At 63.4% G+C, this 26,242-nt stretch carries 24 protein-coding genes; 13 read left to right on the top strand and 11 right to left on the bottom strand.

The features are described 5' to 3' along the window. Positions 1-102: 102 nt before the first annotated feature. The 10 genes from ACIRRA_RS00345 to ACIRRA_RS00300 form a co-directional block, all read right to left on the bottom strand. Positions 103-375: a hypothetical protein gene (locus tag ACIRRA_RS00345; protein WP_402761069.1), complete on the bottom strand. Its 273-nt coding sequence runs from the start codon at positions 373-375 to the stop codon at positions 103-105. Positions 376-405: 30 nt separating this feature from the next. Then, complete coding sequence (locus ACIRRA_RS00340) at positions 406-1,065, bottom strand: hypothetical protein (RefSeq protein WP_402761066.1); 660 nt, start codon at positions 1,063-1,065, stop codon at positions 406-408. Positions 1,066-1,237: 172 nt separating this feature from the next. Then, positions 1,238-2,269 carry a hypothetical protein gene (locus ACIRRA_RS00335; protein ID WP_402761063.1) on the bottom strand — a complete coding sequence of 344 codons (1,032 nt, stop codon included), beginning with the start codon at positions 2,267-2,269 and terminating at the stop codon, positions 1,238-1,240. Positions 2,270-2,276: 7 nt separating this feature from the next. Continuing rightward, complete coding sequence (locus ACIRRA_RS00330; RefSeq protein ID WP_402761060.1) at positions 2,277-2,798, bottom strand: hypothetical protein; 522 nt, start codon at positions 2,796-2,798, stop codon at positions 2,277-2,279. A 136-nt stretch (positions 2,799-2,934) separates the two neighbouring features. Then, complete coding sequence (locus ACIRRA_RS00325; protein ID WP_402761058.1) at positions 2,935-3,330, bottom strand: hypothetical protein; 396 nt, start codon at positions 3,328-3,330, stop codon at positions 2,935-2,937. Between the two features lie 20 nt (positions 3,331-3,350). Next, complete coding sequence (locus ACIRRA_RS00320) at positions 3,351-3,746, bottom strand: hypothetical protein (RefSeq protein ID WP_402761055.1); 396 nt, start codon at positions 3,744-3,746, stop codon at positions 3,351-3,353. Positions 3,747-3,774: 28 nt separating this feature from the next. Further along, a complete protein-coding gene (locus ACIRRA_RS00315; RefSeq protein WP_402761052.1) occupies positions 3,775-12,735 on the bottom strand; it encodes an ADP-ribosyltransferase in 8,961 nt (2,986 codons plus the stop codon). A gap of 48 nt (positions 12,736-12,783) precedes the next feature. After that, on the bottom strand, positions 12,784-13,299 hold the full coding sequence (locus ACIRRA_RS00310; protein WP_402761049.1) for a YbaB/EbfC family nucleoid-associated protein: 516 nt from the start codon (positions 13,297-13,299) through the stop codon (positions 12,784-12,786). A 16-nt stretch (positions 13,300-13,315) separates the two neighbouring features. Then, on the bottom strand, positions 13,316-13,636 hold the full coding sequence (locus ACIRRA_RS00305; protein WP_402761046.1) for a WXG100 family type VII secretion target: 321 nt from the start codon (positions 13,634-13,636) through the stop codon (positions 13,316-13,318). Between the two features lie 103 nt (positions 13,637-13,739). Further along, positions 13,740-14,801 (bottom strand): hypothetical protein, encoded by a 1,062-nt coding sequence (locus tag ACIRRA_RS00300; protein ID WP_402761043.1) that lies wholly within the window; start codon positions 14,799-14,801, stop codon positions 13,740-13,742. Between the two features lie 175 nt (positions 14,802-14,976). Between ACIRRA_RS00300 and ACIRRA_RS00295 the strand changes: the two genes are divergently transcribed. The 6 genes from ACIRRA_RS00295 (at position 14,977) to ACIRRA_RS00270 (ending at position 20,220) form a co-directional block, all read left to right on the top strand. After that, a complete protein-coding gene (locus ACIRRA_RS00295) occupies positions 14,977-16,281 on the top strand; it encodes a hypothetical protein (RefSeq protein ID WP_402761040.1) in 1,305 nt (434 codons plus the stop codon). A 115-nt stretch (positions 16,282-16,396) separates the two neighbouring features. After that, on the top strand, positions 16,397-18,223 hold the full coding sequence (locus ACIRRA_RS00290; protein ID WP_402761037.1) for a hypothetical protein: 1,827 nt from the start codon (positions 16,397-16,399) through the stop codon (positions 18,221-18,223). After that, entirely contained in the window at positions 18,220-19,008 is a 789-nt protein-coding gene (locus tag ACIRRA_RS00285; protein WP_402761034.1) for an ESX secretion-associated protein EspG, read from the top strand. The genes ACIRRA_RS00290 and ACIRRA_RS00285 overlap by 4 nt, the downstream gene beginning before the upstream one ends. Before the next feature lie 111 nt (positions 19,009-19,119). Continuing rightward, positions 19,120-19,485: a hypothetical protein gene (locus ACIRRA_RS00280; RefSeq protein WP_402761031.1), complete on the top strand. Its 366-nt coding sequence runs from the start codon at positions 19,120-19,122 to the stop codon at positions 19,483-19,485. A gap of 24 nt (positions 19,486-19,509) precedes the next feature. Further along, complete coding sequence (locus tag ACIRRA_RS00275) at positions 19,510-19,797, top strand: YbaB/EbfC family nucleoid-associated protein (protein ID WP_364605504.1); 288 nt, start codon at positions 19,510-19,512, stop codon at positions 19,795-19,797. A 108-nt stretch (positions 19,798-19,905) separates the two neighbouring features. After that, a complete protein-coding gene (locus ACIRRA_RS00270; RefSeq protein ID WP_402761028.1) occupies positions 19,906-20,220 on the top strand; it encodes a hypothetical protein in 315 nt (104 codons plus the stop codon). 52 nt (positions 20,221-20,272) lie between these two features. Here ACIRRA_RS00270 and ACIRRA_RS00265 read toward each other — a convergent pair whose 3' ends face one another. After that, complete coding sequence (locus ACIRRA_RS00265; protein ID WP_402761025.1) at positions 20,273-20,557, bottom strand: hypothetical protein; 285 nt, start codon at positions 20,555-20,557, stop codon at positions 20,273-20,275. On the opposite strand from ACIRRA_RS00265, the gene ACIRRA_RS00260 reads away from it, so the two are divergent. The 7 genes from ACIRRA_RS00260 to eccB all read left to right on the top strand — a co-directional run bounded on the left by ACIRRA_RS00260 (position 20,556) and on the right by eccB (position 26,239). Then, entirely contained in the window at positions 20,556-21,563 is a 1,008-nt protein-coding gene (locus ACIRRA_RS00260; RefSeq protein WP_402761022.1) for a hypothetical protein, read from the top strand. The two genes, ACIRRA_RS00265 and ACIRRA_RS00260, sit on opposite strands and share 2 nt — an antisense overlap. A gap of 33 nt (positions 21,564-21,596) precedes the next feature. After that, complete coding sequence (locus ACIRRA_RS00255) at positions 21,597-21,911, top strand: PE family protein (protein ID WP_402761019.1); 315 nt, start codon at positions 21,597-21,599, stop codon at positions 21,909-21,911. An 18-nt stretch (positions 21,912-21,929) separates the two neighbouring features. Then, positions 21,930-22,964, top strand: a complete 1,035-nt coding sequence (locus tag ACIRRA_RS00250) for a PPE domain-containing protein (protein ID WP_402761016.1) — start codon at positions 21,930-21,932, stop codon at positions 22,962-22,964. Further along, the gene (locus ACIRRA_RS00245) at positions 22,961-23,749 is read left to right on the top strand and encodes an ESX secretion-associated protein EspG (protein WP_402761013.1); all 789 of its coding nucleotides are present in this window, start codon (positions 22,961-22,963) and stop codon (positions 23,747-23,749) included. Before ACIRRA_RS00250 ends, ACIRRA_RS00245 begins: the two co-directional genes overlap by 4 nt. A 92-nt stretch (positions 23,750-23,841) precedes the next feature. Then, positions 23,842-24,144, top strand: a complete 303-nt coding sequence (locus ACIRRA_RS00240) for a WXG100 family type VII secretion target (RefSeq protein WP_402761010.1) — start codon at positions 23,842-23,844, stop codon at positions 24,142-24,144. Positions 24,145-24,189: 45 nt separating this feature from the next. After that, positions 24,190-24,522: a hypothetical protein gene (locus ACIRRA_RS00235; protein WP_402761007.1), complete on the top strand. Its 333-nt coding sequence runs from the start codon at positions 24,190-24,192 to the stop codon at positions 24,520-24,522. Between the two features lie 124 nt (positions 24,523-24,646). Beyond that, on the top strand, positions 24,647-26,239 hold the full coding sequence (eccB, locus tag ACIRRA_RS00230) for a type VII secretion protein EccB (protein WP_402761005.1): 1,593 nt from the start codon (positions 24,647-24,649) through the stop codon (positions 26,237-26,239). Positions 26,240-26,242 lie beyond the last annotated feature (3 nt).

Raw genomic sequence — 26,242 nt, 5'->3', positions numbered from 1 at the left:
CTTCCCACATGCCGAAGGTTTTCCGACGCGAGGCCACGATCGTCTCGTACTCCTCATCGGTCATCTCTCGACGCAGTTGCCTGAGTTCTTCGTACTTTCGGTCTATCTGGCGGTAGATATCGAAGATGGGCCGTCACCACGGAGGTACTGACTCCGAAGCTCGTCGGTCATCTTCACGAACTCTTCTTCGGAGAGGGCGGAGTAGTCCATGCCTCCACCGGGGCGAAAGACGGCATCGATGTCGTCTTCCGTCGCGGGCTCGAAGGCGCCTGTCCGAATGTTCAGCTTCTCGCCGACCACCTCGTCGATCACCGGCTCCTCCAGAAGGATGGTGCCGTTACGGAATCGGAAGTACGACGGCGATTGCCCGAGCATCAGCGAACCTTTCCAGTGGCGTGGTGACGATCAGGCATCCTCTGGCCGTTTCTTGACGTATGAAGGCAGATACCCACCGAAGAACTCCGCTGCCTCCCCGGGAATTGGCCGAATAATCGACAGGGAGTAGTTCAGGACGAACCCCGCCATACCGTAACCGCCACCCCAATATTGGTAGTCGGGCTCGAGCTCATCCATGGCCTGCTGGTAGAGGTCACGCACGGTCAGGAAGTCGAGCAGCTGCGGCAAACTCCATCGCGAAATCTCTGCCCCGGGATCCTCGGGCAGGACTGCTGCGCCCTCCCCGTCGCTGCCTCGCACGTCCTCGCCCCGGCTCAGCGCCTCCGCGGCCTTCAAGTCGACGAAGTGGTACGGCCCGGCGTGCTCGATGAACACCCACTCGTTGAACCGCGGATTCTCGTACACCCGACCGGTGGGCAGCTGGGCGACGAGGTTGGTGAAACCTAGTCCGGTACGACGAATCTCGTGGCTCTGTCCGTCCTCGTCGAGCACAGTGATGGTGTCCTCGACAGTGGTGATCCAGTCGGTAATCGACTTCCGGAACTCTTCGCGCCTGTCGAATCCACGCACACATTCGAGATGGAACGGCCACTCGAAGAAATTCGCCTCATCGTCCCACGGCGCCAGGATCAGGTGATACGGCTGCACCGACTCGGCCCAGCCCTCCACCTCGAGAACGTATCGACCGCAGAAGTGACATACGTTGCTACCGTGGAACACTCGCCTCTCCCAATCACCCACGTCGATCACTGACCGGCCTCGGAGACTTCCCGCCCAGACCCAACGCACTCTATCTTTCTCGACCGATCGCCGCCTTAGCGACCCGACCAGGTACTTAGGCTCACTCCTGCTCGGCGAGGTGGCGAAGAGCAGCGAGGTCCGGTGCCGACCGTTCGATTGCGTCAGGTCTGATGACGCCGAAGCGGTCGTAGATGTACGCGGCGGCATTCCGGCACTGTCGCAATGCCTCCTGTGACGAGGTGCCCGCGCCGCAAGCGTCTTGTAATCGATGCTTCCACAAACCGCCGGCAGCGACTCCGTCATGGCCGGCGGCCGTGCGGGGGAGATATCCGGCTGCGTCTTCTGTGATCGCCGACCATAGATACCCGAGGATCGTATTTCCCCTGGTAACGGCGTAGAAGACGAGGGACGAAGAGGTCTCGACTGGGAAAGTGGGTTTCGCGGGCGCAGAGACCAATGGACCCCAGCCGTTCGATCGATCATCAGGAGAACCGGTGGGTGAGGTTCCATCTTGGATCCAGGGTCCCTCACCCAGCGGCGCTTCGGGATTCAGTTGGAGCGCCAGCCCCTGGATGGTGTCCGCGACCGCCACTGCCGCATCCGCCGCCACTACACCGCATTCAGCATCGGAAGGAGCGCCGATGAAATGCCGAATGGCCTCCTCGGGAGTGAATCCCATGGCGCAGGTCTCGGCGAGCCGTCGCTTCCAATAGGAAGCAGTCGCCCCCCGGCTGCCCTGCGCGGCCACACGCGGCAAGAACCCCGCCGAGTTTCCGCCCTGTGAGCCGTAGAGGTAGCCGAGCAGCTCTTTGCCTCGCGTCACGGGCACATAGGCGACGCGCAATCGGGTCCAGAACTCATAGTTCTTCTGCTGCACCGAGTGAGCCCGTACCTCGCCTGGCGCGATGGTGTTCTCCGGCGACAGCGGCCCGAATCCCTTGTTGAACTTGGGATTGTCATCGACGATGCGCTCTTCGCGGCTGAGCGCGTCGCGGGCACGCTGATCTGCCGCAGTCTGCCGGTCTATCTCATGTAACCGCTCGACCGTGATTCCCATTCGCGCCGCGGTCTGTTCGTCGGCCTCCCGTTGCTTCTCCGGATCTGCGGGGTTCAACCACGGTGGTGTCTGCATAGCAGTGCTACCCCTCCCATCCGCCGGTAATGATCCGTACCGCGAGTTCTTTCGTAGCCTCATCGATCTCACCGAGCCGATAGCCCCGATCAACGATGTGTTGCACCAATTCCGGCTCCGGCGGCAACCCATGCTTACGCAGATAATGCGGCACCGACCCCGACCAGATCCACACCCCGTCGGTCCGAAAGTTCAGCGGCACATCATGATCGCCCGGAATGAACTCGTCCTCGTCGAAGCTGCGCGCGGCGAGCACGACCGGCGCGCTTTCCAAATAGGTAATCAGCTCGTCCCGCACCCGGTCCGGCAGCACTTCCCGCACTGCCATCGGCCGCCCGCTATCGTCCCGCCCGTCATAAACCCGCGCCATGCGAAGTTGATCGGTTCCCTCGTTCACCGCCCGAAAACCTTCCTGCTCCCCCAACTCTGACATCGCCGATCCTAGGCCAAGAGCACCACCCCACGTGCTTCTGGCCGCCGCATCGGGCGGTCTCACGGCCCCGGCGGCTCGGACCAGCTTGATAGCCATCGAGATTCCTGCGGAGGCGCGCAACGATTGAGCCGGATACTGCCCGACGGATTCGATCAGGGTTCGCGACTTCCTATCCCCTGCGGCAGTGGATCCAGGAGTGCGGCGATGGTCATGACCGTGTGATTTCTGCGGTTCAAATGTATAGATGCTTCGCCCGCAGGATCTCCGAGACTCGCTTGTTGTGGGCGGCGACGCGCTCCCGATCCAGTCGGGTCTGTTCGGGATCGTCGAATATCCGACGCTGTTCGTAGTTCTCGAGAAGGACGGTCGACCCGTCTTCCCGGACCCGGCCGTGCGAGGAGGTTTCTCCATCGTTGGCTCTTTGGAAGTAATCCAGGAAGTAGCCGGTCTCGTCGTGCTCGGCGCGGACAACAATCCGCTCGCGGGATGACCCTTCTGATACGAAGAGCCCTATCCGAATCCCTATCGGTAGTGGATCCGGGAGTGCGGCGATGTGGGTCGTCCGCCGTGTAAGGGCCGTGACGAAGATGTCCCGCACAGGATCAGGCACCACTTGTTCCGAGGTCATGACTGTGTGGTTTCTCTGGTTTACATGTATAGATTCTTTGCCCGCAGGATCTCCACGACCCGCGTGTTGTGGGCGGCGACGCGCTCCCGCTCCTGCCGGGCCTGCTCGGGATCGTCGAAGTGCCGACGCCATGTGAGGTTCTCCAGCGGCGTGATCGAGCCGTCCTCGCGGACCCTGGCGTGCCAGGAGGTTTCTCCGTCGTTGCCCTCCCGGTAGTAGTCCAGGAAGTAGCCGGTCTCGTCGTGCTCGGCAAGGACGCGAATCCGCTCACGGGGGGACCCGCCAGGCGCGACCAGCCCTATCCGGTGCCCGAGCGGTAGCGGATCCGGGAGTGCGGCGATGTGAGTCGTCTCCGGGGTCAGCGCCGTGACGAAGATGTCCCGCACCCGACCTGGCACCATTTCTTCCGACGTCATACCCATCTCCTACTGTTCCTGATTATTGTCATGGCGTCGCCGCGGTCGGCCCGGCTGATCCGACGATCTGGAGCTCGATGATGTGGCCCGTCGTTCCGTCGGGCAACACATGTGGGGTCACGTTTTTGACCCGCACGACCATACCGCCGGGCAACAGCAGCTCCCGGCCAGGATTGGGCGGGTCCTTGTAGTGCAGCCCGTCGGCGAAGTCGGAGATGTCGTAAGCCACACCACCCCGGATCTTGAACAGGACGTTCTCCCCCGGCTGCTCCCACCACGTACCGCCGACCTCACCGGCCACCGAGGTGAACGCCTCCCATTCGGTGACGGCACCTTTGGAGTACTTCACGAGGAAGGCAGGTAGTTCCCCGGGCCGGACGGACAGTGATCGGTACAGCTCGGGCACCGCGGCTGGCGGGAGCTTGCTCAGGGACTCGTTGACCGCTTGCTGCAGTTCGGCGACGGAGTCGACGTCCGTATCAGTGCGCAGTCGGCGGTTTAGTTCCTCGTAGTAGAGCTTGGTCGTGTACAGGTCGATGACGAGTACGTCGCCATGAGGAATGCCGTACTGGCGCGCCAGACCCTCGAGATCGGGCAGGTAGCGCTGACGGCTGCGGTCGTTGTGGTTGTCGACGATGTACTGCACGGCGACTTTCCTACTCACGCCGAACTTCTCTAATGCGTGGATCAGCTTGTCCGGAACGATCGCGTCGACCTCCGCGAAGGTGACGTCGCGACGCGGCACCGCGGCGGGATCGGCGTGCTCACCGCGCAGCGGCAGGCCGTCGTTGTCGGTGCGCGCTGGCGGAGGTCGTCGCAGGCCGATCTCGTCGGCCACCGCGTTGACATCGAGACCCGCTTCGGTCATCAACGCCCGGCGTTCCATAGCTGGCCCGTCGTTGCGCAAGACATCTTTGTCATCCCGCAGCACACCCGCGTTCTCTAACTCGCTACGCAGCTTCGCCTTAGTGGCCGTGGGGTCGACTCCGGGTCGGTTCAGATCATCGCGGAACTCTTCGATGCGCTCAATGCGCTCGACGTCGGCGCGGGTGAGCTCCCGCGCCGGACTGCGCGAGGTCAGTGCGTCACGGCCACCTGTGCGGAGCCGCGCCGCGTCGCGAACCTCTTGCGCGTGGTCGTCAATGTGTCGATCGCGCGCGCCGACGGGGTCGAGGTCGTTCTTGTGTTCGTCGCGTGTTCCCGGGGCGAATCCATCTTCTGCCGCACGGGTTTTGGTGCCGTCGGGGTGGTGGGTTTCCCATTCGCCGTCTGGTGGGATGCGGGGGCGGCGGGTGCCGTCCGGGTGGGTTTCCGCGGTGCTGTTGTAGAGGCGGCCTTGGGCGTCGGACCAGGCGGGTTTGGTGGGGGCCAGGACGTCTACGTCGAGGTGTGCGGCGAGGCGTGCGGCGAAGCCGTTGGCACCGGCGTCGCAGCCGACGAGGCGGATGGGCTTCTTGCCGTCCCAACCTGAGTTGCGAAGGAGGTCGCCGAATTCTTCAGGGGTGTAGTCCCTTCCGTTGATGTGGGCGTTGCCGTCCTTGTCGATGTGAACATCCGCAGTGAAGTGGTTGGGGTCTTCGGGGATCAGCCCGGCCAGGTCGGACAGGGCCGTGTCGTCGGGGTGGAAGGACACCCCGGCTGCGGTCTCTCTGGCGAGGTGTTCGGTGCCGCGATCTCCTGAAAGGTCCTCGTGCCCAACGCGATCAGCTGGAGTCTCATGGAGTGGTGCGTGTTCGCTGGACTCGTAGAGGAAGACGCGGGTCTTGCCGAACAACCCCGAGTTCGGATCCTCGACCACGCCGCGCACCTCGAAGGTGGTGCCCGATTTGAACAACACTTCCTGCTCGCCCGGCCGTGCGGAGAGGGCACTGATATCGCGGCCCGACTCCGAGTGGATGATGAATTCGACATTGCTGGTGAAGATTCGGCGAGAATCTCGAGAGGAGCTGGTGAAGGCGGGCTCGGTCACCTTCGCTCCGGGAACGTAGCGGGCGAGCTGCTCAGGAGTGAGATGCGTTCCGCGCCAGACGGTGCCGTCGTAGGCTGGTAGCTTCTCGAGTCCCGATGCGATATCCGCGGCGAGCTTCTGCTGCGCCGGGTCGAGTTCGAGCTCGCTGCGCAGGCGGTGATTCAGATCGCTGAATACGTCGGCATCCGGATCGGTGTACCGGTGTATCGCGGATTGCTCATCATGGGTGAGTTCCGTCGCAGTACGGTCCGCATCGGGAATCGCATTGTCTGCCTGATCATCCGGATCATCTGTGTGCGGCTTGTCGCTGGTTTCGTGGCCGACGGACTCCGAGCTGGACTTGGCATGAACCGCGGCGAGGTCTTCCAGACTCGGCAGCAGATGCTCGTGGTTCTGCTGGAGATACTTCGCGAGTGCGGCGTCGTGCTCGTCGAACAATCGCCACGGCGTTTCCCAGTTCTGCTTGTCGCGCAGTCCGAGCTTGTCGACGAGATCGCCGAGTTTCACACGTAGCCCAGGCAATTCGGCTGTGCGTGCGAGATCGTGGTGGGCCGCGACGACGTCGTTGATGTGACCCCGGAGCTCCTCGAGGCGATTCTTCAGGTGCGGGGTAAGTGCCACGGGTCGGTCCGAATCGACGAGGGGCCGGCCTACGCCCTCGTTGGCATGCTCCGGTTCATTCGGTTTCGGCGTACTGCCTTCGGGGTCCGGGTGCACAGATGATTCGGGAGGTGCAGTAGTCGCCGCTGGTTCCTCGACCGGTTGCACACTTGCCTCGGCGGGCTTGATTTCCGTCTCGCCGGGCTTGCCTGCCGGCTCCGCGGGTTCGGGTTTCAACGGCGAGTGCTGTTGCGAATCAACCGCATCAACCCAGGCGGGTCCGAGCTCACGATTGTTCGGCAGCAGTTTCGCTTTGATCAGATAGTCGGCGCCCGCCGCATTCGGTCCGGTCGGCTCGGCTATGACATCGGTGATGACATATGGCATTTGCCGCCCGACCAGAAGCTCGCCCTCGAAGGGGTACGAACTCTCTCGGCCCAGCCAGACAGCGGGTGTTCCTTCCGGAATCTCGAGATCCAGGGCGTAGCGCGGAGATCCGGGCGGTGTCTCGCCGAGCGTGGTCGACAGGTAGCCCTCGTCGGTTTGGACCGTACCCTCGAGCTGCTTCGGATCGCGACCGCCGAGCAACCCGCCGTCCTGGCAGCGCATGAATTCGACGGATTTGATACCGCGCACGGCGACAACGTTTTCGGGCAGCGGCTGAGAGGTCGCACGGTCGAGCGTGGCGACGTAGTTCCGGAGCGAATCGAGCGTCGGCTCGGTGCCGAGCTGTCGCTGCATTTTCTCGTAGTGCGAGGCATCCTTCCAGATGCTTTCCAGCACACCCTGCCGGTACGGGTCGTTGAGGATTTCGTCGAGGAGCTCCCTATTCCGTTCGATGGCCGCACCCTGCGCTCCGGAAAGGTCCGGTCGATTGACGTGCGCTTCGAGTTTGTCGGCGTCCGGTGCATAGTGCCCACCGAAAACCTCTTTCACCGCATTGCGCTGTAGCAAGGCATTCGCTTGCTTGTCCAGCTCGTGCTGCGGATTCTCTGTCCGGAGCAGATCATTGATGGACGAATTCCATGAGTAGCTGCGCAGACTCTCGAGCTCGTCGTGCGGCAACGCATCTCGGATCGGGCCGAGCTCGGTTTCGCCGTACTCTCGGCCGCTGTCGTTGTTCTCGAATCGGCGGAACTTCTCCTCCGGCGTCGGTGCCGCGTCGGTGACATGCGGGTCGGAAGACAACGTCCCGCCGGGGGCATCGTGCTCGGGGGCGGTCTTCGGTTCCGGGTGGGACCGCGCGGGTGCTTCCTCCGATGGAGGCAGTAGGTCATGGCTGTACTTCGCTAGGTAGTCAGCCAGTTTGGAGTCGTGTTCGTGGAACAGCCGCCATGCGTTGGTTTCGGTCTCGGGGTTCCGTAGGCCGAGGTCGTCGAAACGGGTGGCCAATTCCTGGCGTAACTGCGGCAGCTGGTCGGCTCGGGCCGGATCGCCGAATGCCTCGACAACCTTCTTCGTACTGTTGCGTAGTTCTTCGAAGTTGTTGCTCAGCTCAGGCGTCAGCTTTGTGGGGTGCGACGTGATGCCAGGAGCTGCCTCGACCGGATAAGGTTCTGGGCTCGGCGCATCGTCGAGACTTATGGCTCGAGTGTCTTCGGTGTGCCCCGGCTCGGATGGCGCCTCCTGGCGCGACAAGCCGCTGGCGGGTGCTTGATCAGAGTTGTCGGAGTGGAGCTTTCCTTCATCGGGCGTGTCAGGAGAGAAGTTCCGCGGCGTGGGGCCCTCCACAGCAGGCTGGGCTTCCAGGCCTTCGACCGGGACGACGAATCCGCGATTGTTCAATGGACCACCGGCTGGATACTCACCGGGCGGGAGATCGAGCAGGCCCTTGTTGGTGAAGAAACGGACCTGTCCGTCGCGGCTCACGACAGCCTCGATATGCGGAGTGTTCTTGGATTGGAGATCCTGCCGCATGCTGTTCGTGGTGGTCCTGCGGAGCCTGCGCTCCTCTTCGGACGGCGGTCCGGGAAGCCGGTCCTCAGGGTGCGTGTGCAGCACGAACTTGTACTCGCCGCGCAGGTCGCCGGGAATCCTGCTGCGGGTTTGCTCGCCGCGGAAGAGGCGCAGTTCACCCTTCGCGTTCTGGACGATGGCGTGTTCGACGCCCGAGAACTGTTGCAGCTCGGTGAGATGCCCGACGTCGACTTCGCCGGGGCGAAGCGGAATGTGTTCGGCCTCCGCGAGCGAATTCACGAGGTGCTTGGCCTTCGGCGAAAGTTCGTCGAAGGTAATCAGCCCACCGTCCATCTTGGAGTTGGACTTGTAGTGGGTGGCCATCTCCCGGGCGTCGTCGTTGCCCGCAGCCGCATCCGGCTGGGGAGTTTCGGGATCCGACTTCCCCGGTTTTGGTGAACCTTCGACGGAATCCCTTGGGACACCGTCGATTTCTGGGGCACCGGCTACGTGTTCGACAGGGTGTTCCCGGACGCTCGTCACCTGTTGCGGGCGCTCAGGTGGCACCGCGGTTTCGGGGTGGCGAGTCGGCGGGCTTTCAGGCCGACTGTCGACCTCATCTGTCGGCTGGGTGGGCTCCGACCCGTCACGGGGAACATTGGACTCACCTGTGTCGGGTGTGGGTCCGGCCGTTTGCTCCCCGGTCAGATAGGGCGCTGCGTCCTGCGGGTGACCGACCGTTGCGGCCGATTCTGATTCCGTGGCTTTTGCCTCGGAAGTATCCGGGAGTTCTCTGCGAGCGGCCTCGTCATGCTGATCGTGCGCTTGCCCCGACTGTGCGTCGGGCTCGGTGTCTTCTAGTACTCGCGGGTCAGTCGTTCGGGCCAGATCTCGTTCTGTCGGTTGGCGATCACCCAGCCCATCGCCTGGTTCGCCGGTTCCGGGATTCCGTTCACGTTCGTCCGCGGGCGCAAGGTTTCCTTGTTCACGGTCAGCAGGAGCTCTGTGGTCGGTTCCGGCGGCTCGGTCAAGGACGTCGCTGTCACCCGGTACTCGATCTCGGTTCGATCCTCCCGCGTCCGTTGGATGTTCAGACTCCACCGGTGGGGATAGATCTGGCCGCCCGGTATCGGCTCGCCTGTCAGAATCGACTGGTCGTACATCTTGCCCCAGGTGATCGGGTGCCTCGCGCTGCCGTAACTCGTCACCACTCCCGTCCGAGCGTTGACTATCAGGCAGCCCCCCGTTCCCGGAGTCTGCCGAGCCTCGGCCTGTTCCTCCGGAGTCAACACCTTCCAGCAGACCCATGCGTACTGGGTCTGATAGAGGTTGACCTCCCGGTTCTGCGGGATGATGTGCGCCTGTCGGAGATACTCCTCCACCTGTTCCCGAGTGCGTAGCTCCTGCACCGGTGATACCTCCGTTCGGATCGATGGCGATGAAAGACAGCGATGCCGAATCTAGCTGCATATCCAGCGGTGGTTTATCCGACATGGTTCCAAGCTGGGGGTCCCACCACACCGGACCGGATGCACCTTTGGGATAGACAACGACCGTCGCATGGGAACCATCCAGCGTGGGTGTTCCATCTGGCTCATACAGCAAATTGCCGTCGACATCCCGGGCGTGCCAGGTGTTCACCACCAATGCAGCGGACATCTCGCCCTGCTGGCTGATGTGGTCATGAAGCCAGGCGAATTGTTCGACCACAGGAGTCGGGCTGTTCAGGCCCCAACCCAACTCGTGATCGCCCAGCCAGTACATCGCGCGTTTCAGCCCGCGGTGTTCGCCCTCCCCGTTGAACTCACCGGTGGGCAACGTGTCATGGAAGCGCGGCAGGCCGACCTGAGGATCGCCGTAGAACGACGACAGCGCGGAGAGGCTCTGATCGAGGCAGTTGTATTGGCGCACCTCTTCGTGCGGTCCGCCGTCGTTGATCAGCCTGCCGTACGGATTGGTTCGCGGATCGGCTCCCACCATGAATCGATCGCCATCGCGAAGTGCGTCCTCGACATCCCACTGGAACCGCTCGTCCTCCAGCGCTCCCAGTCGCCTCCGCCCGATGGTGCGTGTCTCGGGCAGGCCGTCGAGAGCGTTGTCTGTGTTGGCGTGCGCGATGTCATTGCTGATGTGCCGCAGGTCAATGTCGGTCAGCTCGTGATCATCCTTGGACAACCCCAGGTGTTCGCGAAGTCGCTCGGCGAGGACATCCGGCGGGGTGTCGCGATTCCAGACGTGCGGATCCGCGTTTTCGTGCGGGTTGTCGACCGTGGCCTTCAGATGGGCTGCCGCGGGGTCGTCGACGAATTCGAGCTCCACGCGAAGACGATCACCGCTGAGCAATCGTTCGCCGGTGTTGAAGCCGCGATCGGTCGTGCTGTGCAGTTGGTCGACGATCTCGCGCAGATGTTCCGGCGGCACATTGCCGATTTCGTCCAGGTGCACCTTGACGGTGAGCGTCGTCAGCTTCTCGTCGGGACCGTAACTGAAGCGGCGCGCCTCGTATCGTGGTTCGGCGGTGGGGGATCCGGCATCGCGCGGCGTGACGTCACTGGGTTTCGCGGCTTCGGCGTTTTGTTCCTTGTAGAAGTCCTCGAATTCGGCTCGGGTCTTGGTGATTTCGGGATCGCGTTCGACGCCGGTGGTTTTGTCGATGCGGTTGCGCACCTCCAGCGGATGCTCGGCGCCGGGGTGCGGTGTTGTGGTGACAATCAGCGCCGGTGTGTCCGGTTCGCTCTGGTCGTGCTGAGACGCGTGATCCTGCCCGTTGCCGACCGAATCATCCTTGGGTGCTTGGTGATCGCCGCCGAGGGGCTGAGTGCCCGGGTCGTTTGGCTGTCCGTTTGTCGGGTCAGATGGAGACTTGACCGGTTCATCCGCGGTGCCCGGCGTTCTATCGCCGAGGGAGCGGTCGGTGATCGGCTGCGGGTGACTGGTGCGCGGCGGGGTGTCGGACGGTACATCGGTCCGTACCGGTGTGTCGGTTCGAACCGGTGCGTCTGTAGGGCGCGTCGGCGTTGGTTGGGTGGCGGGCTCGGCGCGCACCTCGGTTGAGGGTGCTCGGACCTCCGGCGTCCGTGTAACCGGGGTCGGTGCGGCCTTTTCCTGAGCTCCCGCAACGAGATTCGACCTCTGTTCGGTGGGCGCGACATTGGCCGCCCTTGCGGGACTTTCGGACGTCGGGCGTGCGGGTGTCGCATCCTTGGGAGTGACGGACTCGCCGGGGCGATCGCTAGACGTAACCGGACGTGTACCGCTGTCCGCGACCTTGGTTCCGGTGTCGGCGGGCCGAGCCGTGCTGTCTGTTGTCCGGCCCGTGTTATCAGCAGCGTGGTCGACAGGACCGGAGCGTGGTTGTTCTATCGTCTGGGGAGTCGTATTCGTCTGTGCGGCACGGCGGTCCGTGTCGGTGGTGAGATCGGCCTTCGCCGGCTGCTGCCCGTTCTCGTGAGCGGCCGTGTCGGTTGCCGCGGTGGGACTCTCGTGTACCGGGTTCGTATCCGGCGTGACCTTTGTCGGCGCGTCGGTCGGAACGCCCCTGGCCTGTGTACCCGTGGGCTCGCCGGTGTGGGGAGCTCCGCCGTGGGCCTTCATTGCATCCATGCCGCCCATGGCGAGGCCACCCGCAAGCATTTGTGGACTCAGGGATTTGTCGACGTCGTGCCAGTTCCCCTTGTCGTAGTACTGGACTCCCAACCCGGCCCCGTACATACCGAAGGCACCCGCGAGACCACTGACACCGCCGGTTACGACTCCTCCGAGCCGCGGGGTCAGCCCGGGTAGCGTCCGCTTGAGCGCCGCGTCCGCCAGCGGGTGGGCCAGCCCGCTGGCTAAACCGCCGACGCCCCATTCGATGCTGGTCGTGAACGTCTGCTTCAGGTCGAAACCGTCGTCGCGGTGGCCCATTCCGAGCTGAATTGCTTGAATACCGGCGTCGAGGCCCGCGCCCATTCCAGCGCCGATCAGCGCGCCCTTGCCCAGCTGGAGGGCCGCCGGTGCAAGCCGCTGGGCCAGCGGAACGACGATCTCTCTCGACAGCGGTTTGGCCAGGGACTCGAATGCGGCCCGGCTGGCAAGCAGTGCAATGCGTTTCATCATCGATTCCGCGAAGACCGCCAAGCCTTCCCTGGCGATAGCGAGATACGCCGGAACCAGGACATTGCCGTACAGCGAGACCATAAGAGATCCCACGGTCCACAGGGTGAGAAGCGCGAAGGCTTCTTCTTGGATCTTCGTGTATTCGATCGTGGTCGCGGTGGATCGGGTGTCGTGCCCCAAGGAGTGCAGGTTCGATACCAGCTTCTGGATCGAATAGTCCTTGCCGTCGAACAGCGTCGCGAATTCTGCGGAGATCTGGGTCGCACCGTCGCCGACGTAGTACTGCGGCACCTTGTCGGTGACCGATCTCAGTTCGGGTTCGAGGTTCTCGAGTTGGCTCGCTGCCTTGTTCCAGGCGTCACCGAGCGAGAACAGTGCCTCCTCATCACCTTTCGGATAGGCCGATCCGAAATTGAGGGCTTGCATGAGCCAGCCTGGCAGGAAGTCTCCGGCCGCGGTCCATCCTGACACTGGTCACCACTCGGGAGCGGAAATGCTCGATCGATTGCGCGCTCGAGCGTCGTGCTCCCAGTCCTCGACATCGGTGAACAGGGGCGCCGACCCATCCGGAGCATCGCGCTCCGGCGATCCGGGAGGCGCGATCGAGACCTCGGGCGGGGTCGGGATCATCGTTTGAATATCGGGCATGGCGGGGAAGAACTCGGACATGGCGGGCATGCGCGCCTGGTCGCGCTGCAAAGCCTCCATGATCTCCTGCGACTTCTGCCGCACCTGGGCCGCCGCCTCTTGCGTGGCGGTGGTTACCGCGGCCGCGATCTCGGAGAACGGGAGATCGTCTACGTCGTCGCTGAATTCGGTCTTGATCACCACTCCGTCGGCATTCACGGTGATGGTCACCCGACGTCCGCCCGCCTGCGCGGTCGCGGTCAGCCGAGCACGTTCTTCCTGGGCCCGCGCGACGGATGCGAAGCCGCCCTGCACCATCTCGAGCAGCTCGGCCAGCCGGGACTTCTCGGCCTCGTTCGCCATATCTGTCCGATGCCGCTCAGTACTTGAAACCGTCGGTGTTGTTCGCTTCGGTGGTCTCGAGCGAGGTGGCACCGTCCCTCAGGCCGGTCGAATACTGCTGCAGCCGTGTGGCTTTGGCCTTCAGCACATCCTCGAGACTGGGCGCTCGCTTCTTGTAGCCGCTGTCCCCATCGGCGAACGGTCTGCCGTACTCGTCGTCACCCCAGCATCCGTCATGGGCTTTCGACGCGGCGTCAACCGCGGCCAGGATGGCATCGATCTGTGTGGAGACACCGTCGAGCCCGTCCGCGGTCGAGCGCATTCCGGCGACCTCGACCTTGACCTTGTCTGCTGTCATGCCAACCCCCCGATGTACTGGTACCGACCAATGCCCTGATGATCGTATACGGCTCGACCGAGCTACCCGATGTGAAGTGTCGTCAGTCGGACTGTGCTGAAACCTAACTCGCGATTCCGGCGAGTATCAGTTGGTAATAAGCGTCATGTGTCTCGAATGCGCCATCACCGAGCCCGCGCGTCAGTAGTGGCCGTGTCATCTGGTAGATCTCGGCCGCCGAGACGAGATTCGCAATTTCCGCGATGCCGTTGGTATCGAGTGCCTGCGCGATCATCTCGGCGGTGATCTTGCTGGTCCAGATACCAGGAAGAGCGGCGCCAATGGCCATCGGATCCGGTGATTCGCCTTGATACCAGCCATTTCCGTCCCACCAATAGCAGAACGACAGCAGGCCATTGGCCGCGCGCGGGCTCAGGACCGGATCGGCGACCCACTCGGGAGCCCCACGGTAGAGAAGCGGCATGGTGACGCCGTGGTTGTACACGGCATCCAATTCGGCAGCGTTCCATACCCCGCCCGATAGGACGGCGCGACCTCCGGGCAGTCGGTGCAATGTCGCGCCGCTGCGTTTGGATCCCTCGAACCAGCCCATCCCCGACGTGATCCGTGGTCCCCATTGAGAGTTCGCCGCCACGAATGCGGCGGAGATCGCGGCCCAGCGCGCCCACATCAAGGGGAAGGGGGGCAGCGCCGCCGACGCGGCAACCGCCGTGACACCGGAGGCGAGGTCCGCTTGCGCCTGAGCAACAGCCATTTTCGGTGTCCGAACCTGGCGGTTCTGATGCCCGACGTAAGCGGCGAGCCACACCGGCAGGGTTCTGCGTGGATACACCTGCAGATCCGCCTGATACGCGGCCGCGGGAAACAGGTGATCATCAGGGAAGGGGTCGGAGCCGTAGTCGTGGTCGATAGCCGATTCGCCGGTGCTCGTCACCGACACCAGGAGCCGCCACCACGGCCCATCACCGACTACCGCGGACCGATGACGATGCTCGCGCAACAACTGGACGACCCGCGCCGAAGGCCGCGCCTGGACCGCGCGTTGGTCATCGGACAGAATGAGTTGCGCCGCTTCGTCACTCACAGTGAACGCGAACGCCGCATCCAGCCGTTTCCAGGTCGGCACGAGCAGCCCCGCCAGCTCACGGGTGATCTCCGTCTCCAAGTCGAGCAGCGGTCGCTCCGCCGTCTCCGGTTCCCCGGGCAGGCGTGGAAAACTCACGAATGCTCCTCCCTGGCCATGTGACGCCACACGCCGGAGAACACTAGGCGACCTCGGCCGAGCGCCGCATCCGGTAGTGAGGACGCCCACCGTCGACAAGTAGTCCAGGCGGTTTCACATGCGTTATCGTGCCGGGCAGAACACGATTGATCGGGGGGCATCGATGGACCAACCGCACCAGTCCTTTCCGTCGCCCAATGCGACGACAACCGAGTTGCCACTCGAAGTGACGGTTGTATCGGATGCCGAAACCACCCGACGACTGAGCCGAGTCCTGGCCCTGGCGCGCCTGCGCTCCTCATACACCTGGGGCTTCATCCTCCTCCTTCCCCTGATCCTGATGTCCCGCCGCTTCATCGAGATCTTCATCGCGGCCAACTCGCCGGACTGGAGTGTCTCCAGCCTCATCGTTTCCTACCTCGTCCTGCTCACGATCGCAGCCGTCATGGGCCTCCTGGCCACCGGCATCCAAATGCTCAAGCGCAATGCGAGCATCGCGGCCTACACGTCCCCCGGCACCCCGATATCGGCCCGCTTCCAACAGGATTCACTGGATCTGTTCCTGACCACCGGCACTACGACCATCCCTTACGACAAGATCAAGGACCTGATCACGACCGGGGATGGCGTCTTCCTGCGTGAGCAGGGCGGCCGCGGCCGGGCGCTCCCACGCGACTTGTTCCCACCTGCCGCCTTCGAGTTGCTGGGTAGGGACAAGCCATCCGCGGTCGAGAAATCGGATCTGTCCATGGAGGATGGGGACAAACTCCAGCTGGCGGTGATGGGGCGTCAGGCTCTTGGTCCAGATGGAGAGCAGGTTCGACCGCCTGCTACGTCGAGTGAGACTCCGGTTGCTCGGAACGATCGCAAGCTGAAGATTGCGGCTGTCGCTGGGGGAATCGTTCTCGTCTGTGTTCTGGCTATCGTGGCAGTGAGCCAACGGAATTCCGGCACCAGCGTGGACGTTCAGGCCACGGATGTTTCTCGGAATTCTGTGCCGACGTCCCCGGTGGCGTTACCCAATCCGTGCGCACTGACGCCAGACGAGATGCAGCGGTTTGGATTCACGCTTCAGGTTCTCAACAACGATGCCTTGACACAGCACCGCTGCGACTGGAATACGGACCGTAATTCGGGTGGTAGACAGTACGACTCCGCCCGCCTGTTCCTCAGGACGGAACGTATGGCCGATCATTCGTCACCGCGGTCCGTGCATGTGGGGGGAGTGATCGATGGCCAAGAATTCGTTGTGGTCGACGATCCTGCTGCCAAGCACTATGTGATGTGTTATGTGGTGTGGCCCACATCGTATGGCTTCGCTCGATCGGAGCTGCACGGCTACAGCGTCAATGGCGTGGATTCCGATCAACTCTGCAGGGATGCCGAGGAGTTGGCGAACGTAATCGCCGGGCACCTGTCGTGAGTCGGCGGCGGGCCGACGGTGGCGAAACCTGAAGACACTCGGCAAGATAAGGTCGCCTAGGGCTGGAGTGCCTGCGGCAGTTCCGATGTAGGTCATAGGTGGGGGAGGATCCCGGATGGTCGACACTAGCAAAGTGGACTTCAACGCCAAGGTGGCGTCGACGGCGATCAGTGCCTGCAGCACACTGATCGAGCACCTGCTGACGGTCCAGTCCTTCTTGGGATCGCGAAATGTCGATAGTTTCGCGGGTCCGCCTGATGAATTCAACTCGGGAGAGGCGTGGGCGGAGGGATTCCGGAAGCTTGACACCGACCTGGGCGGTGCGCTCAACGGACATATCACCGTTGTCACGGACCTGTCGGAAAAATTCAAGGCGGCAATCAAGGAATTCAAGAACGCCGAAGACGAGTCGATCGCCGGGTTCCTGAATCAGAAGATGCCTGACAAACTGACCAACCCTGCTGGCCTGGGGCCGGACTACTCCAAGGTCAACAGTAAGGTGCCCACGCCGAAACCTGTTGAGAAGTACAACACGAACCACTCCGGCAGGCAGCGGACGCAGGCGTACGACTACTCGCACATCGACCTGAAGGACAACCTCGACCGAGTTGCCTGGCCCGAAAATCCCTATACCAAGGGGTGGGATGCTCTGGCTGGGCTCGGGGCCAACATCAAGGGTGTCCCAGGGCGACTCGCCGCCGATTGGGGCTGGATGAAGGATGAGCTCAACAAGGCTGTCACCAACTTCAACACGGATACCATCGATGGACACTTCCGGAACTCGTGGTCGAATGGGTCAGGGCAAGCCGCATTGGCAGCACTCGACAAAGCTAAATCGGCTATATCAGACTTGACATCCAAGATGGGTGATGTCGAGGACAGGCTTTACAAAGCCGAAGGGTGGTTGAAGGCGACCAAGGAGCGGATGCCAACTGGCAAGGCGCCCGAGGTGCTTGCCCCTAAGGGCGGTAATAACAATGGCGGCAAGAGTACGACGTCTCGCTACATGGTCACCGATCGAAATACCACATACGCGGCGGCTACCGCGCAGGATTGTATGGAAATGGTACTCGCCAAGTATCGGCAGGATTGCGAAGCCTATTACGTGGCTGGAATCATGGAATACAATACTTCGCTCGTCGCTATTCCTCAGCCCGAGGCCCCGAAAGCTCCTGCGCCCCCGTCGATTCCGCAGCCAGGTGACCAGCCGAAAAACGATGATCAGCCCAAAGATACGCCTCAAGTCAGCCCATCCGGTACGCCGACAGGCGGAAACCCTTCGACCCCGAATACTCCGACCACTCCCACCGACACGCCCACGACTCCGCAAACACCGACCACACAGACTCCCACCAACACCAACACCAACACCAACACGGATACGACGCTCACCACGCTCACCTCGGCGTTGACGACCCTGGCGCAGGACGGTGTCCAAATGGTGGAATCGCTTGCGTCGCAAGGTTCTAGCTTGATCCAGTCCCTGGTGTCCTCGCAGACGACCCAGAAGACCACGGATACCTCTGCGCAGCAGCTGGAACAGCAACTCGCCTCGCTGCTGACGCCTACGACTCCGGCCGATCCGAGCTCGCCTGGCGGGACTCCGACAAGCCCTGGCGGTACGCCGACCGGTGGCACTCCGACGACCCCGAAGGTAGATACTCCGAAGACTCAGCTGTTTCCCCGCGCCAATGTGGCCACGGAAGAGGAAAAATCCGAGACGGTCACCGCGTCGCGTGCGGGCTTGGCTACCGGAACTGCAACGGGCACAGGCACTTCCTCCGGAACCGGCATGTCCGGTAGTCCGATGGGGGCGGCGGGCGGCGCGGGACAGGCTGGCGGCAAAGAGCACAAGCGGCCTGAGTTCCTCAGGTCCGGACAGAACCTCGATGACGTGTTCGAGGGCATTCCGGAAGCGGTCCGACCGGTGGCGGAACAGTGACCAATCTGCGTTTCGAGGATCTCGAGTTCGTGGTGCTGTGGGAGCAGGCCAGGGACGAAGCAATGCCCGCTCCGTTCCTCTACACCAGCCGTACCCCCATGTACTACGACTATCTTCGAGAGAAACGAGAGGTTTACGAGCGTCTGCGGGGTAGGTGGACCGGGCGGATGGATCTGCTGTCCGACGCAATCGCCGAACCGGATATCAAGATCACCGTCAATGGATTCGACGGCCGTGATCCTGGCCGGGCCGATGGTCGGGTGCGGATGATCGCACTGCGGCGTGGGTCCTACGGATTTCTGATCGAGCAATTGCCGGGTGAAACCTACCTGCACAGTGGGGGATTCACGGTCGCAGAGTGTGACCCGGTGGCCTTGGCTGAAATGGTCGTCGCCGCCCTACCGCAAGTGGGAGCGGGGAGTCAGCCCGACATCACACTCCAGACGCCCGGTGCGGCGGACAGCGGTTACGACGAATACCGCTCAACTCTGATCGACAACGTCTTCGAGGATTCGATCGGTCAGCGGGCGAAGCGTTTTCTCGCCGCGCCGATGGAATGCATGGGGACTATCGAAGTGATCCAAGGCATCTCGAAGTTCGGTCCACGCGGCATAACCGCTCGCCATCTCGACTGGCGGGATGTCGAGGGAGACGGTCGATACATCATCGGCGGTGACGAGCTGCCGTACGTCGCGGTGTCGGCGGATCCCAAGCGGATGGTGACGGCGATCAACAGTCGCGTTGCCGCCGTCGTGCAGGCTATACGGGAAGAACGCGGACAGTAGTCAGGTGAATGCCGAATGCGCTGCTCGGATGGCTAAACCTCGGGAATCTCGGTGGCAGAGGTCGGTGCCGTATGGTACTGATACGCAAAGCAAACTGGGAGGGAGTTCGCCGTGACTGAGGCGGGGGCAGTCAGTTCTCAATCTGGCGAGGGGGATTGGGCCTCGCTGGTAGTTGCCAATACGTCTGGGTCGATTCGGGTGCGTGCGACCACCCAGGGCCTTCCGTTGGCAGTGAAGGTTGAATCGGCTGAGCTGCATCGGGATCCGCAGCAGCTTGCCGCCGAGATCCTCCGGGTCTGTCAAAAAGCTGCCAACCGCGCTGGTCTCGCACTCCGTAAGCAACTCGAAGAGGCAGGTCTTGATGCCGAAAGCATCAACCGAGCCAACCTCCCCACCGAGGCCGACGTAGCTCGACAAGAAATCGTCGAAGAGCAGGACTACGATACTGAGCCGCAGAGTTGGCTCAGGACGGTGTGAGAGGGGGCGCTCGTGGTCTCGTCGATGGATGAGCTGCAGGAGCAGGTTCGACGGCAGCTGTATCGGTTTCAGGACTTGGCGGATCAGATGGCGGCGGTTCGAGGGAGGGAGACTTCCGAGGACGGGGCCGTGACTGCCGAAGTCGACGGCAACGGCGCGCTCAAGGATCTGCAGTTCACGAGCGCTGTTTCGCGGATGACGCCGGCCGAGTTCGAGCAGGCCGTGGTGACGACGGCGGCGCAGGCGGCGCGGCGGGCGTTCGAGCGGCGGGCCGAGGTCGTCGACCGGTTCAACGAGGAGATGGCCGGCTAGGCCGGTCTGTTAACGGAACTTTGAGCCAGAGTTTGCATCTTGCGGTCTGGCACAAGAATTTTCGCACTTGTAGTCTGAGCAAGATCATAGGTAGTGGGAGGGACACTCATGGCCGATCATGTGGCGGCGGAATTCGCGCCCATCTTGGCGTACGGAACCCAGAAGGCGGGCATCGCCGCGCAGGTCGCGGGGGCAGCCGGAGCCGATGTGGCGACCGCGCTCGCGCAGGCGGTGCCGGTGTTCGGACTGATCGGGCAGGAGTTCCTGGCGGCATTCGCTGTCGCGCAAGGTAACTACCTGCTGTCCTCAGCGGAAATCGCGGCGGTCCACGCGGACACCGCGACCACGGCGTACGCGGCTGTCGGGGCCTACGGCTCCAACGAAGTAACCTCGGCGGCGAGCTTCCTATCGACGGTGCTGTGACCAACCCGTCGAATCCGACCGTTCTGGACGAGCTCCGCAGCAGTCCGATCGGTCAGTACCTCGATACGCCGGTCACGGATGTATTGAGCAATCTGGGATTGCCGCAGCTGCCCCAACTTTCGTCGATCAGCCTGCCGGATCTGTCGGGAATACAGATGCCCACGCTGCCGACGATCGACGTGACGAGCCTGATCCAGCCGGTCGTCAGTTTGCTGCAGTCGTTCGGGACGGGGAGCCTGAGCAACAGCAGTTTCAACCCGGCGACCATTATTACCTCATTGATCAGTGCGCTGACTTCCGCTGTGTCGCAAAGTAAGTCGGCGACGAGCACGGTCATGAACACGTGGACCGGCGATGCCGCCAATGCTGCGGAGGACAAGAGCAAGACGGTCGAGGCCAACAGCGTCGAGGTGGCCGCGCAGGGGGCTCAGCAACACGGAATCCTGCTGAGCGCCGAGGCCATCGTCGCCGAGGGCTATGCCGAAATCAGCGCTGTCATCGCGAAATTCGTCGCGGACGTGACCGCGGGCATCGCGATGCTGGCGACTCCCGCCGGCATCCCGTGGTTGATCGCGACCGCGACCGACGCGATCACGGAAGGCACGGCCATCGCGGCCAAGACCAGCGCCGAGCTGGCGGGCAGCACCGCCGAGATCACCGCGGCCGGAACGAAGATCATGATCGCGGGTGCGCCGATCGCGTCCAATATCGCGGATCTGGTGAACATGGTGGGCACCGCGCTGCAGCCCATGGCCAGCGTCGCGCCGACGGTCGCGGAAAAGCTGGTCGAGAAGGGCGCGTCGGTCGTCTCCACCGGCGTCAGCGACATCAGTTCGGCTCTGAGCAACACCAACAGCAACACCAATACGAACACAAACACCAATACCAATACGAATACCAAGACCAACACCCCCACGGACACCACCACCAAGACCGACGAGCCTGCGAAGACCGACAGCCCGGACACCACCAAGACCGACGGTGGCGGCGGCAGCCCGATCAGCGCCTTGTTCGGCGGTACGCCCACCACCACGACACCGACGAACACACCGGGCACCAGCCGGATCCCGACCGGTGAGGTCACCTCCGGCTCCGGAGTTCCCAAGACCACCACCGAGGCGACCGGCCGCACCACCGCCACGACCTCGCCGGGGATGGCTTCGGGCGCTGGTGCCGCGGGTCGGGCCGGCGCCGCCGACGAAGAGTCCACCTCGGACCGCTCGGGCCTGGTCACCGGCGCGCACGGCGACGAGGTGGTCGGTGTCATCGAGGGTGTGGTCCTGCCGGTTGTCGGCGCCATCGAAGCCATTGAAGAGCCGCCGGACAAGGCGCTCACACTCTGAACTTGAATTGCCAGGGGTAACAGGAGGATTGGCATGAGCACCAACGCATTCGACGGTCTGCGCTTCGACGCCTCGACCGCACGCGACGCCGCGACCCAGCTGGACGCGCTCGCCGACCGTATCGCCAACGGACTGGGCGTCGAGCAGGTCAAGCTCGACTTCGCACCCGCCGGAGCGGACGAGGTGTCACAGCGCGCCGCGCAGACGCTCAACGCGGTGGCCGCGTCCTTCGTGGCCTCCGGCGGCGATGGCGTCACCGAACTGCGCAATCTCGCTTCGACGCTGCGTAGCCAGTTCGACGCCTTCGGGCAGGTCGAGGAGCAGTCTGTCCTAGGCTTCGTCGGCTGAGTCGAGAGACCTTCCCCGATGTTGGAACCGACGAAACCTGGCTTCACCGAGACGGTTTGGGAATCCCGGCCGCCCGAGCAGCTGGCGCGTGACCTGGTGACGGGTGCCGGTGCGGTACCCGCCGCCGAGGCCGGTCTCGCGTGGACGCGATTGAGCGCGGGTTTCGCTGCTGCCGCTGTCGAGTACGAGCGGATTCTCGTAATCCTGGACAGCGCTTGGGAATCCAAGAACAGCGGTCCGTTCATCGAACGTATCAAGGCGTTGCGGGATTGGCTCGGTGCGTCCGCGGCTGCCGCCGCCGGTAATGCGACACAGGCCGAATCGCACGCTGCCGCATATGAACTCGCGAAGCTGACCATGCCCGATGTCGATGAGGTCGAGAAGCTCAAGGACCTTCAGCAGCTGATGCAGAATCTCGGCCTCGCCGCCGGTCTGCCGCTGCTGGGCGGACTGGCGGGAGTCGAGACCGACGCCGAGAAGGCCAAAGCCGAAGCGGCGCGGGTGATGCGGACCTACGAGGCCGCTACCGAATCACTGGCCAAGCCCTGGGACCATCAAGCGCCGCCGCAGGTGACCGCCGGGCTGACGCCGACCGAGCAACCGGCCGCGCCCGTGGACACCCCGGAAACGCCGACGCCCGTGACGCCCTCGCTCCCGACGCTGTCCCTCGACTCGTTCAACCTGACGCCGATGCCGCTGACCCAGCTCCGCGCGACGACCGTTCAGGCCGAGGAGTCCACCACGCAGCGCGTTGTGACAGAGCCGGTTACGGTCCAACAGTCCGGCACGGCCATGGCTCCCACTGGCATGGGCGGTGCGGTCCAGTCCGACGACGAGGAACACATCCCACGCGCCGGACTCGTGGGCGCGCCCACCGGCGATGCCGAGCTGGGCCTCACCTCCGGCATGCAGGTCGCACCCGCCGTGCTCGGCGGCGTCGACCCGGCCGCACAGCGCGCCCCGGTCGACATCGCCTTCAACGCGGGCAGTACCGGATCCGAAAGCGCCTCGGGTGCCGCGGATTCCGGCAATCGCGGGGAGGCGGCGTCGTGACGACCCTCACCAACGATGGCGTGATCGCACTCGCCGGACACCTAGGTGTGCAGACCCTGCCCCTGGTGCTATCCATTGGCCCGCAACAGGAGTCGTACTCGGAGTGGGAGCAGGCGCAAGAATTGGCCCGCGCCGACCTACGCAGCCGCCGCATCGTCGACGCGCACGGTGACGTCGACACCGACACCGCCACAGCGCTTTTCACCCTGGCCCAGCCGGACCATGAGCTAGCCATGCGAGTTCACACCGCCGACGGCCCCATCCGCGTGTGCGTCACCCGCCGCGCCGACGACCACGCCGTAGCCATCCGCCGCGGCGACACCCTCGACATCCACCCCCTGTGGTCCGACGGCTCCGGCCCGTCCCTGGCCCGCCCCCTCCTCGACGCCCTCGGCCCCTGCCCACCCGCCGACCTGGCCGCCTTCAGCGCCGAGTCCGCCGATCTGGCCGAACGCCTCGACACCGCAACAACTTCCGAAGACTACGCGAGCACCGTCTACAACCTGGGCGTCCCCGACACCGACGCCACCGCCTACGGCCTCGCCCTCTCCGCCACCCACGCCTACGCCGAAATCGTGGCCTACGCCTACGCCGATGGCCTCACAGACCGATCGCCCGGAGCCGTAGCGGTCTACGACACCGCACGGGGCCGCATCGTGGCCGCACCGGGGGTCGCCCCGGACCAGCAACTCTGGTCCACGCTGACACCGGGCAGTGATCACCGTATCGCGCAGTCGATCTCGGCTCTGATCGACTCGCTGCCCGGGGGGAGGTGGCTGTCGTGAGTCATCTGTGACCCCACGCGGCAGACCTACCCGAAACCGGTGATGCGCAACGCATCGCCTATCCATTCCCAAGAAAAGGCAAGGTACAGACGATGGTTGCAAATGATGCGGAAATGGCCAAGGCGGCCCAGAGCCACATGGCGGACGTAGTCGCCTCGATCAAGGACATCCTGCGCAAGATCACCGACCGGGTGGACTCGTCCAAGGGCAGCTTCGCGGGTGAGGCGGCCGACGCGTTCAACGCCGCCGCGGTGGCTTGGGATGACGAGTCCCAGAAGCTGAATGCGGCCATGGATGAATTCCAGGACAAGGTCGGCCAGGGTACGGACGTGTTCTCGCACACGGACATCGCCAACAAGGACGAGTTCTCGAAGGCCCTCACGAACCTCGGCTAGCAGATAGCCCCACCTCAACTTTCGGATGCTTGGAAAGGAACCCACATGCTTTACGACAAGGCCGGAATGACCACCCTCGTGGCGGATCTTCGGCAGTTTCACAAGGACCTGGTCGCTGTTGCGGGTGACGGCACGTCGGCGATCGATACCTCCAGTGACCTCGGCCAGGCCTGCGAGCGACTGAAGCAGGCGTGGTCGAACCCGGCCAGCGGCGCGGAGAACGGTGCGCTGGAGGCCGTCGTCGCCGCGAAGTCCCACTGGGACAATGCATACGCCGACAAGTGCCTCTCGACGCTGGACGCTGTTGCCTCGGCCGTCGAGAGCGCACTGAACAACGCCCTTGCTGCGGACAGCAAGGTCGGCCAGTCCTTCGCCTAGCGAGAAAACATCGAGGCGGCTCACGACAGCGCACTCCCGCCTGCATGGACGGGGTGCGCTGTCGTCGGCTTGCGCCCAGTAATCTACGTGTCCGCAGTTCCCGGTTCGACGGAGGATTTGGTCAGTGCCAGCTCAATTGAGCACCCGTGCCCAGGTCAATGGGTACCGCTTCCTGCTGCGCCGACTTGATCACGCGTTGGTACGCCGCGACGTGCGGATGTTGCACGATCCGATGCGGTCCCAGTTCCGATCGCTGATGGTCGGAGCGGTTCTCGCGCTGCTCGTGGTTGCGGGCGCGGCCATCATGGCCTTCATTCGTCCACAGGGTTCCATCGGCAACGCGAATATCGTCATGGGCAAAGACAGTGGTGCCCTCTATGTCGTCGTGCGGGACAAGGACGACAAGAACAAGATGACCTTGTATCCGGCGCTGAATCTCGCGTCGGCACGATTGCTCTCGGGCACCAGCGAGTCTCCAACCTCGGTTAAAGACAGCAAGCTCAGCTCGGTCCCACGTGGTCCTATTCGCGGAATCCCCGGTGTTCCAGCCGCTTTGCCTGGCAGTGGACAAGGTGACCGATCTCAGTGGACGCTGTGCGACAAAATTCCGCTGTCGGCATCCGGTGGAGCGGCGTCGTCGACGGGAGCGGAGACCACGGTCATCGCCGGGAGCCTGCACCTCAATGACCACATCAAAGCAGTTGATCCTGGGTCCGCGGTCCTGGTAAAGAGGGCCGACGACAAGAACAAAGACCTGGTCCACACGTATCTGATCTACGACGGCAAGATCGCCGAGGTCAACCCCGACAACGATCCCGTGACGCAGAAAGCCCTCGCGCAGGTACTCGATCTGTCCACCGCGCGACCGGTTTCGGCGAATCTGGTGGGCGCGGGAGTCACCGCGCCACCACTGGTTGCTCCGACGATCCCGCACTCCGGTGAAAATGACGGACCGGGTCGCTTGAGCACCGTTAAGGTCGGCAGCATCATCAAGGTTGCGGCACTCGATGGTTCGGGCCGGTCGGATCTATATGTCGTGCTGGAAAACGCGATTCAGCGGGTATCTCTGTTCACCGCTCAATTCATTACCATCGCTAACACGAAGAACCAAAATCCTGACGGCTTCACTGCTGTGACTCCGGACATGATCGCGGGAATCCCGGTGAAACACGCGAACGACAAGAATGATCCGGGGCTGCCCGTCGATGATTTCCCCAGCGTCCCACCGAAGATCATTTCCGCGGCCGAGAACCCGGTTGCCTGCATCACCTGGGCGAAGAAAGATGGTTTCGGCAAGGATCAGTCGGATGTTACGGAAAGCCCCTCCGATTGGGCTTCGGTGCGACTGCTGCTCGGCACGCGCTGGCCGCTGAGCGACTCGCAGGCACCGGTTGCGCTCGCGACGGCTGAAGGCACCGCTGGTGTCCGACTCAATGGGGTCTACGTTCCACCGTCAACTGGAGAATTCGTGGAGGCGACCGGCGCCAAGCCAGGCAGCCAGGAGCGAGACGGCCTGTACTACGTCGCCGACAATGGAATTCGGTACAGCATCCCGGATATCAAGACAGCACAGATTCTCGGGCTCGAAACGAGAGCCCGCCTGGCGCCATACTCGATCGTGGGCACGCTGATTTCCGGTCCCACGTTGTCCGTGGAGGACGCACAGAAGAGCTGGGATACGTTGCCGCCGCTTTGCGACAAGCCATGCCCAAAGTAGCCA

The organism is Nocardia sp. NPDC101769 (assembly GCF_044766925.1).
Taxonomy (GTDB): Bacteria; Actinomycetota; Actinomycetes; order Mycobacteriales; family Mycobacteriaceae; genus Nocardia.
This window is presented reverse-complemented; position numbering and strand designations above follow the sequence as displayed.

Excerpts from the sequence above, each read along its gene's own strand:
- ACIRRA_RS00345 (WP_402761069.1), bottom strand. The coding sequence starts at position 375 with ATGCTCGGGCAATCGCCGTCGTACTTCCGATTCCGTAACGGCACCATC.
- ACIRRA_RS00335 (WP_402761063.1), bottom strand. The coding sequence starts at position 2,269 with ATGCAGACACCACCGTGGTTGAACCCCGCAGATCCGGAGAAGCAACGG.
- ACIRRA_RS00330 (WP_402761060.1), bottom strand. The coding sequence starts at position 2,798 with ATGGCTATCAAGCTGGTCCGAGCCGCCGGGGCCGTGAGACCGCCCGAT.
- ACIRRA_RS00325 (WP_402761058.1), bottom strand. The coding sequence starts at position 3,330 with ATGACCTCGGAACAAGTGGTGCCTGATCCTGTGCGGGACATCTTCGTC.
- ACIRRA_RS00320 (WP_402761055.1), bottom strand. The coding sequence starts at position 3,746 with ATGACGTCGGAAGAAATGGTGCCAGGTCGGGTGCGGGACATCTTCGTC.
- ACIRRA_RS00315 (WP_402761052.1), bottom strand. The coding sequence starts at position 12,735 with ATGCAAGCCCTCAATTTCGGATCGGCCTATCCGAAAGGTGATGAGGAG.
- ACIRRA_RS00310 (WP_402761049.1), bottom strand. The coding sequence starts at position 13,299 with ATGGCGAACGAGGCCGAGAAGTCCCGGCTGGCCGAGCTGCTCGAGATG.
- ACIRRA_RS00305 (WP_402761046.1), bottom strand. The coding sequence starts at position 13,636 with ATGACAGCAGACAAGGTCAAGGTCGAGGTCGCCGGAATGCGCTCGACC.
- ACIRRA_RS00295 (WP_402761040.1), top strand. The coding sequence starts at position 14,977 with ATGCGTTATCGTGCCGGGCAGAACACGATTGATCGGGGGGCATCGATG.
- ACIRRA_RS00290 (WP_402761037.1), top strand. The coding sequence starts at position 16,397 with ATGGTCGACACTAGCAAAGTGGACTTCAACGCCAAGGTGGCGTCGACG.
- ACIRRA_RS00275 (WP_364605504.1), top strand. The coding sequence starts at position 19,510 with ATGGATGAGCTGCAGGAGCAGGTTCGACGGCAGCTGTATCGGTTTCAG.
- ACIRRA_RS00270 (WP_402761028.1), top strand. The coding sequence starts at position 19,906 with ATGGCCGATCATGTGGCGGCGGAATTCGCGCCCATCTTGGCGTACGGA.
- ACIRRA_RS00260 (WP_402761022.1), top strand. The coding sequence starts at position 20,556 with ATGAACACGTGGACCGGCGATGCCGCCAATGCTGCGGAGGACAAGAGC.
- ACIRRA_RS00265 (WP_402761025.1), bottom strand. The coding sequence starts at position 20,557 with ATGACCGTGCTCGTCGCCGACTTACTTTGCGACACAGCGGAAGTCAGC.
- ACIRRA_RS00255 (WP_402761019.1), top strand. The coding sequence starts at position 21,597 with ATGAGCACCAACGCATTCGACGGTCTGCGCTTCGACGCCTCGACCGCA.
- ACIRRA_RS00250 (WP_402761016.1), top strand. The coding sequence starts at position 21,930 with ATGTTGGAACCGACGAAACCTGGCTTCACCGAGACGGTTTGGGAATCC.
- ACIRRA_RS00240 (WP_402761010.1), top strand. The coding sequence starts at position 23,842 with ATGGTTGCAAATGATGCGGAAATGGCCAAGGCGGCCCAGAGCCACATG.
- ACIRRA_RS00235 (WP_402761007.1), top strand. The coding sequence starts at position 24,190 with ATGCTTTACGACAAGGCCGGAATGACCACCCTCGTGGCGGATCTTCGG.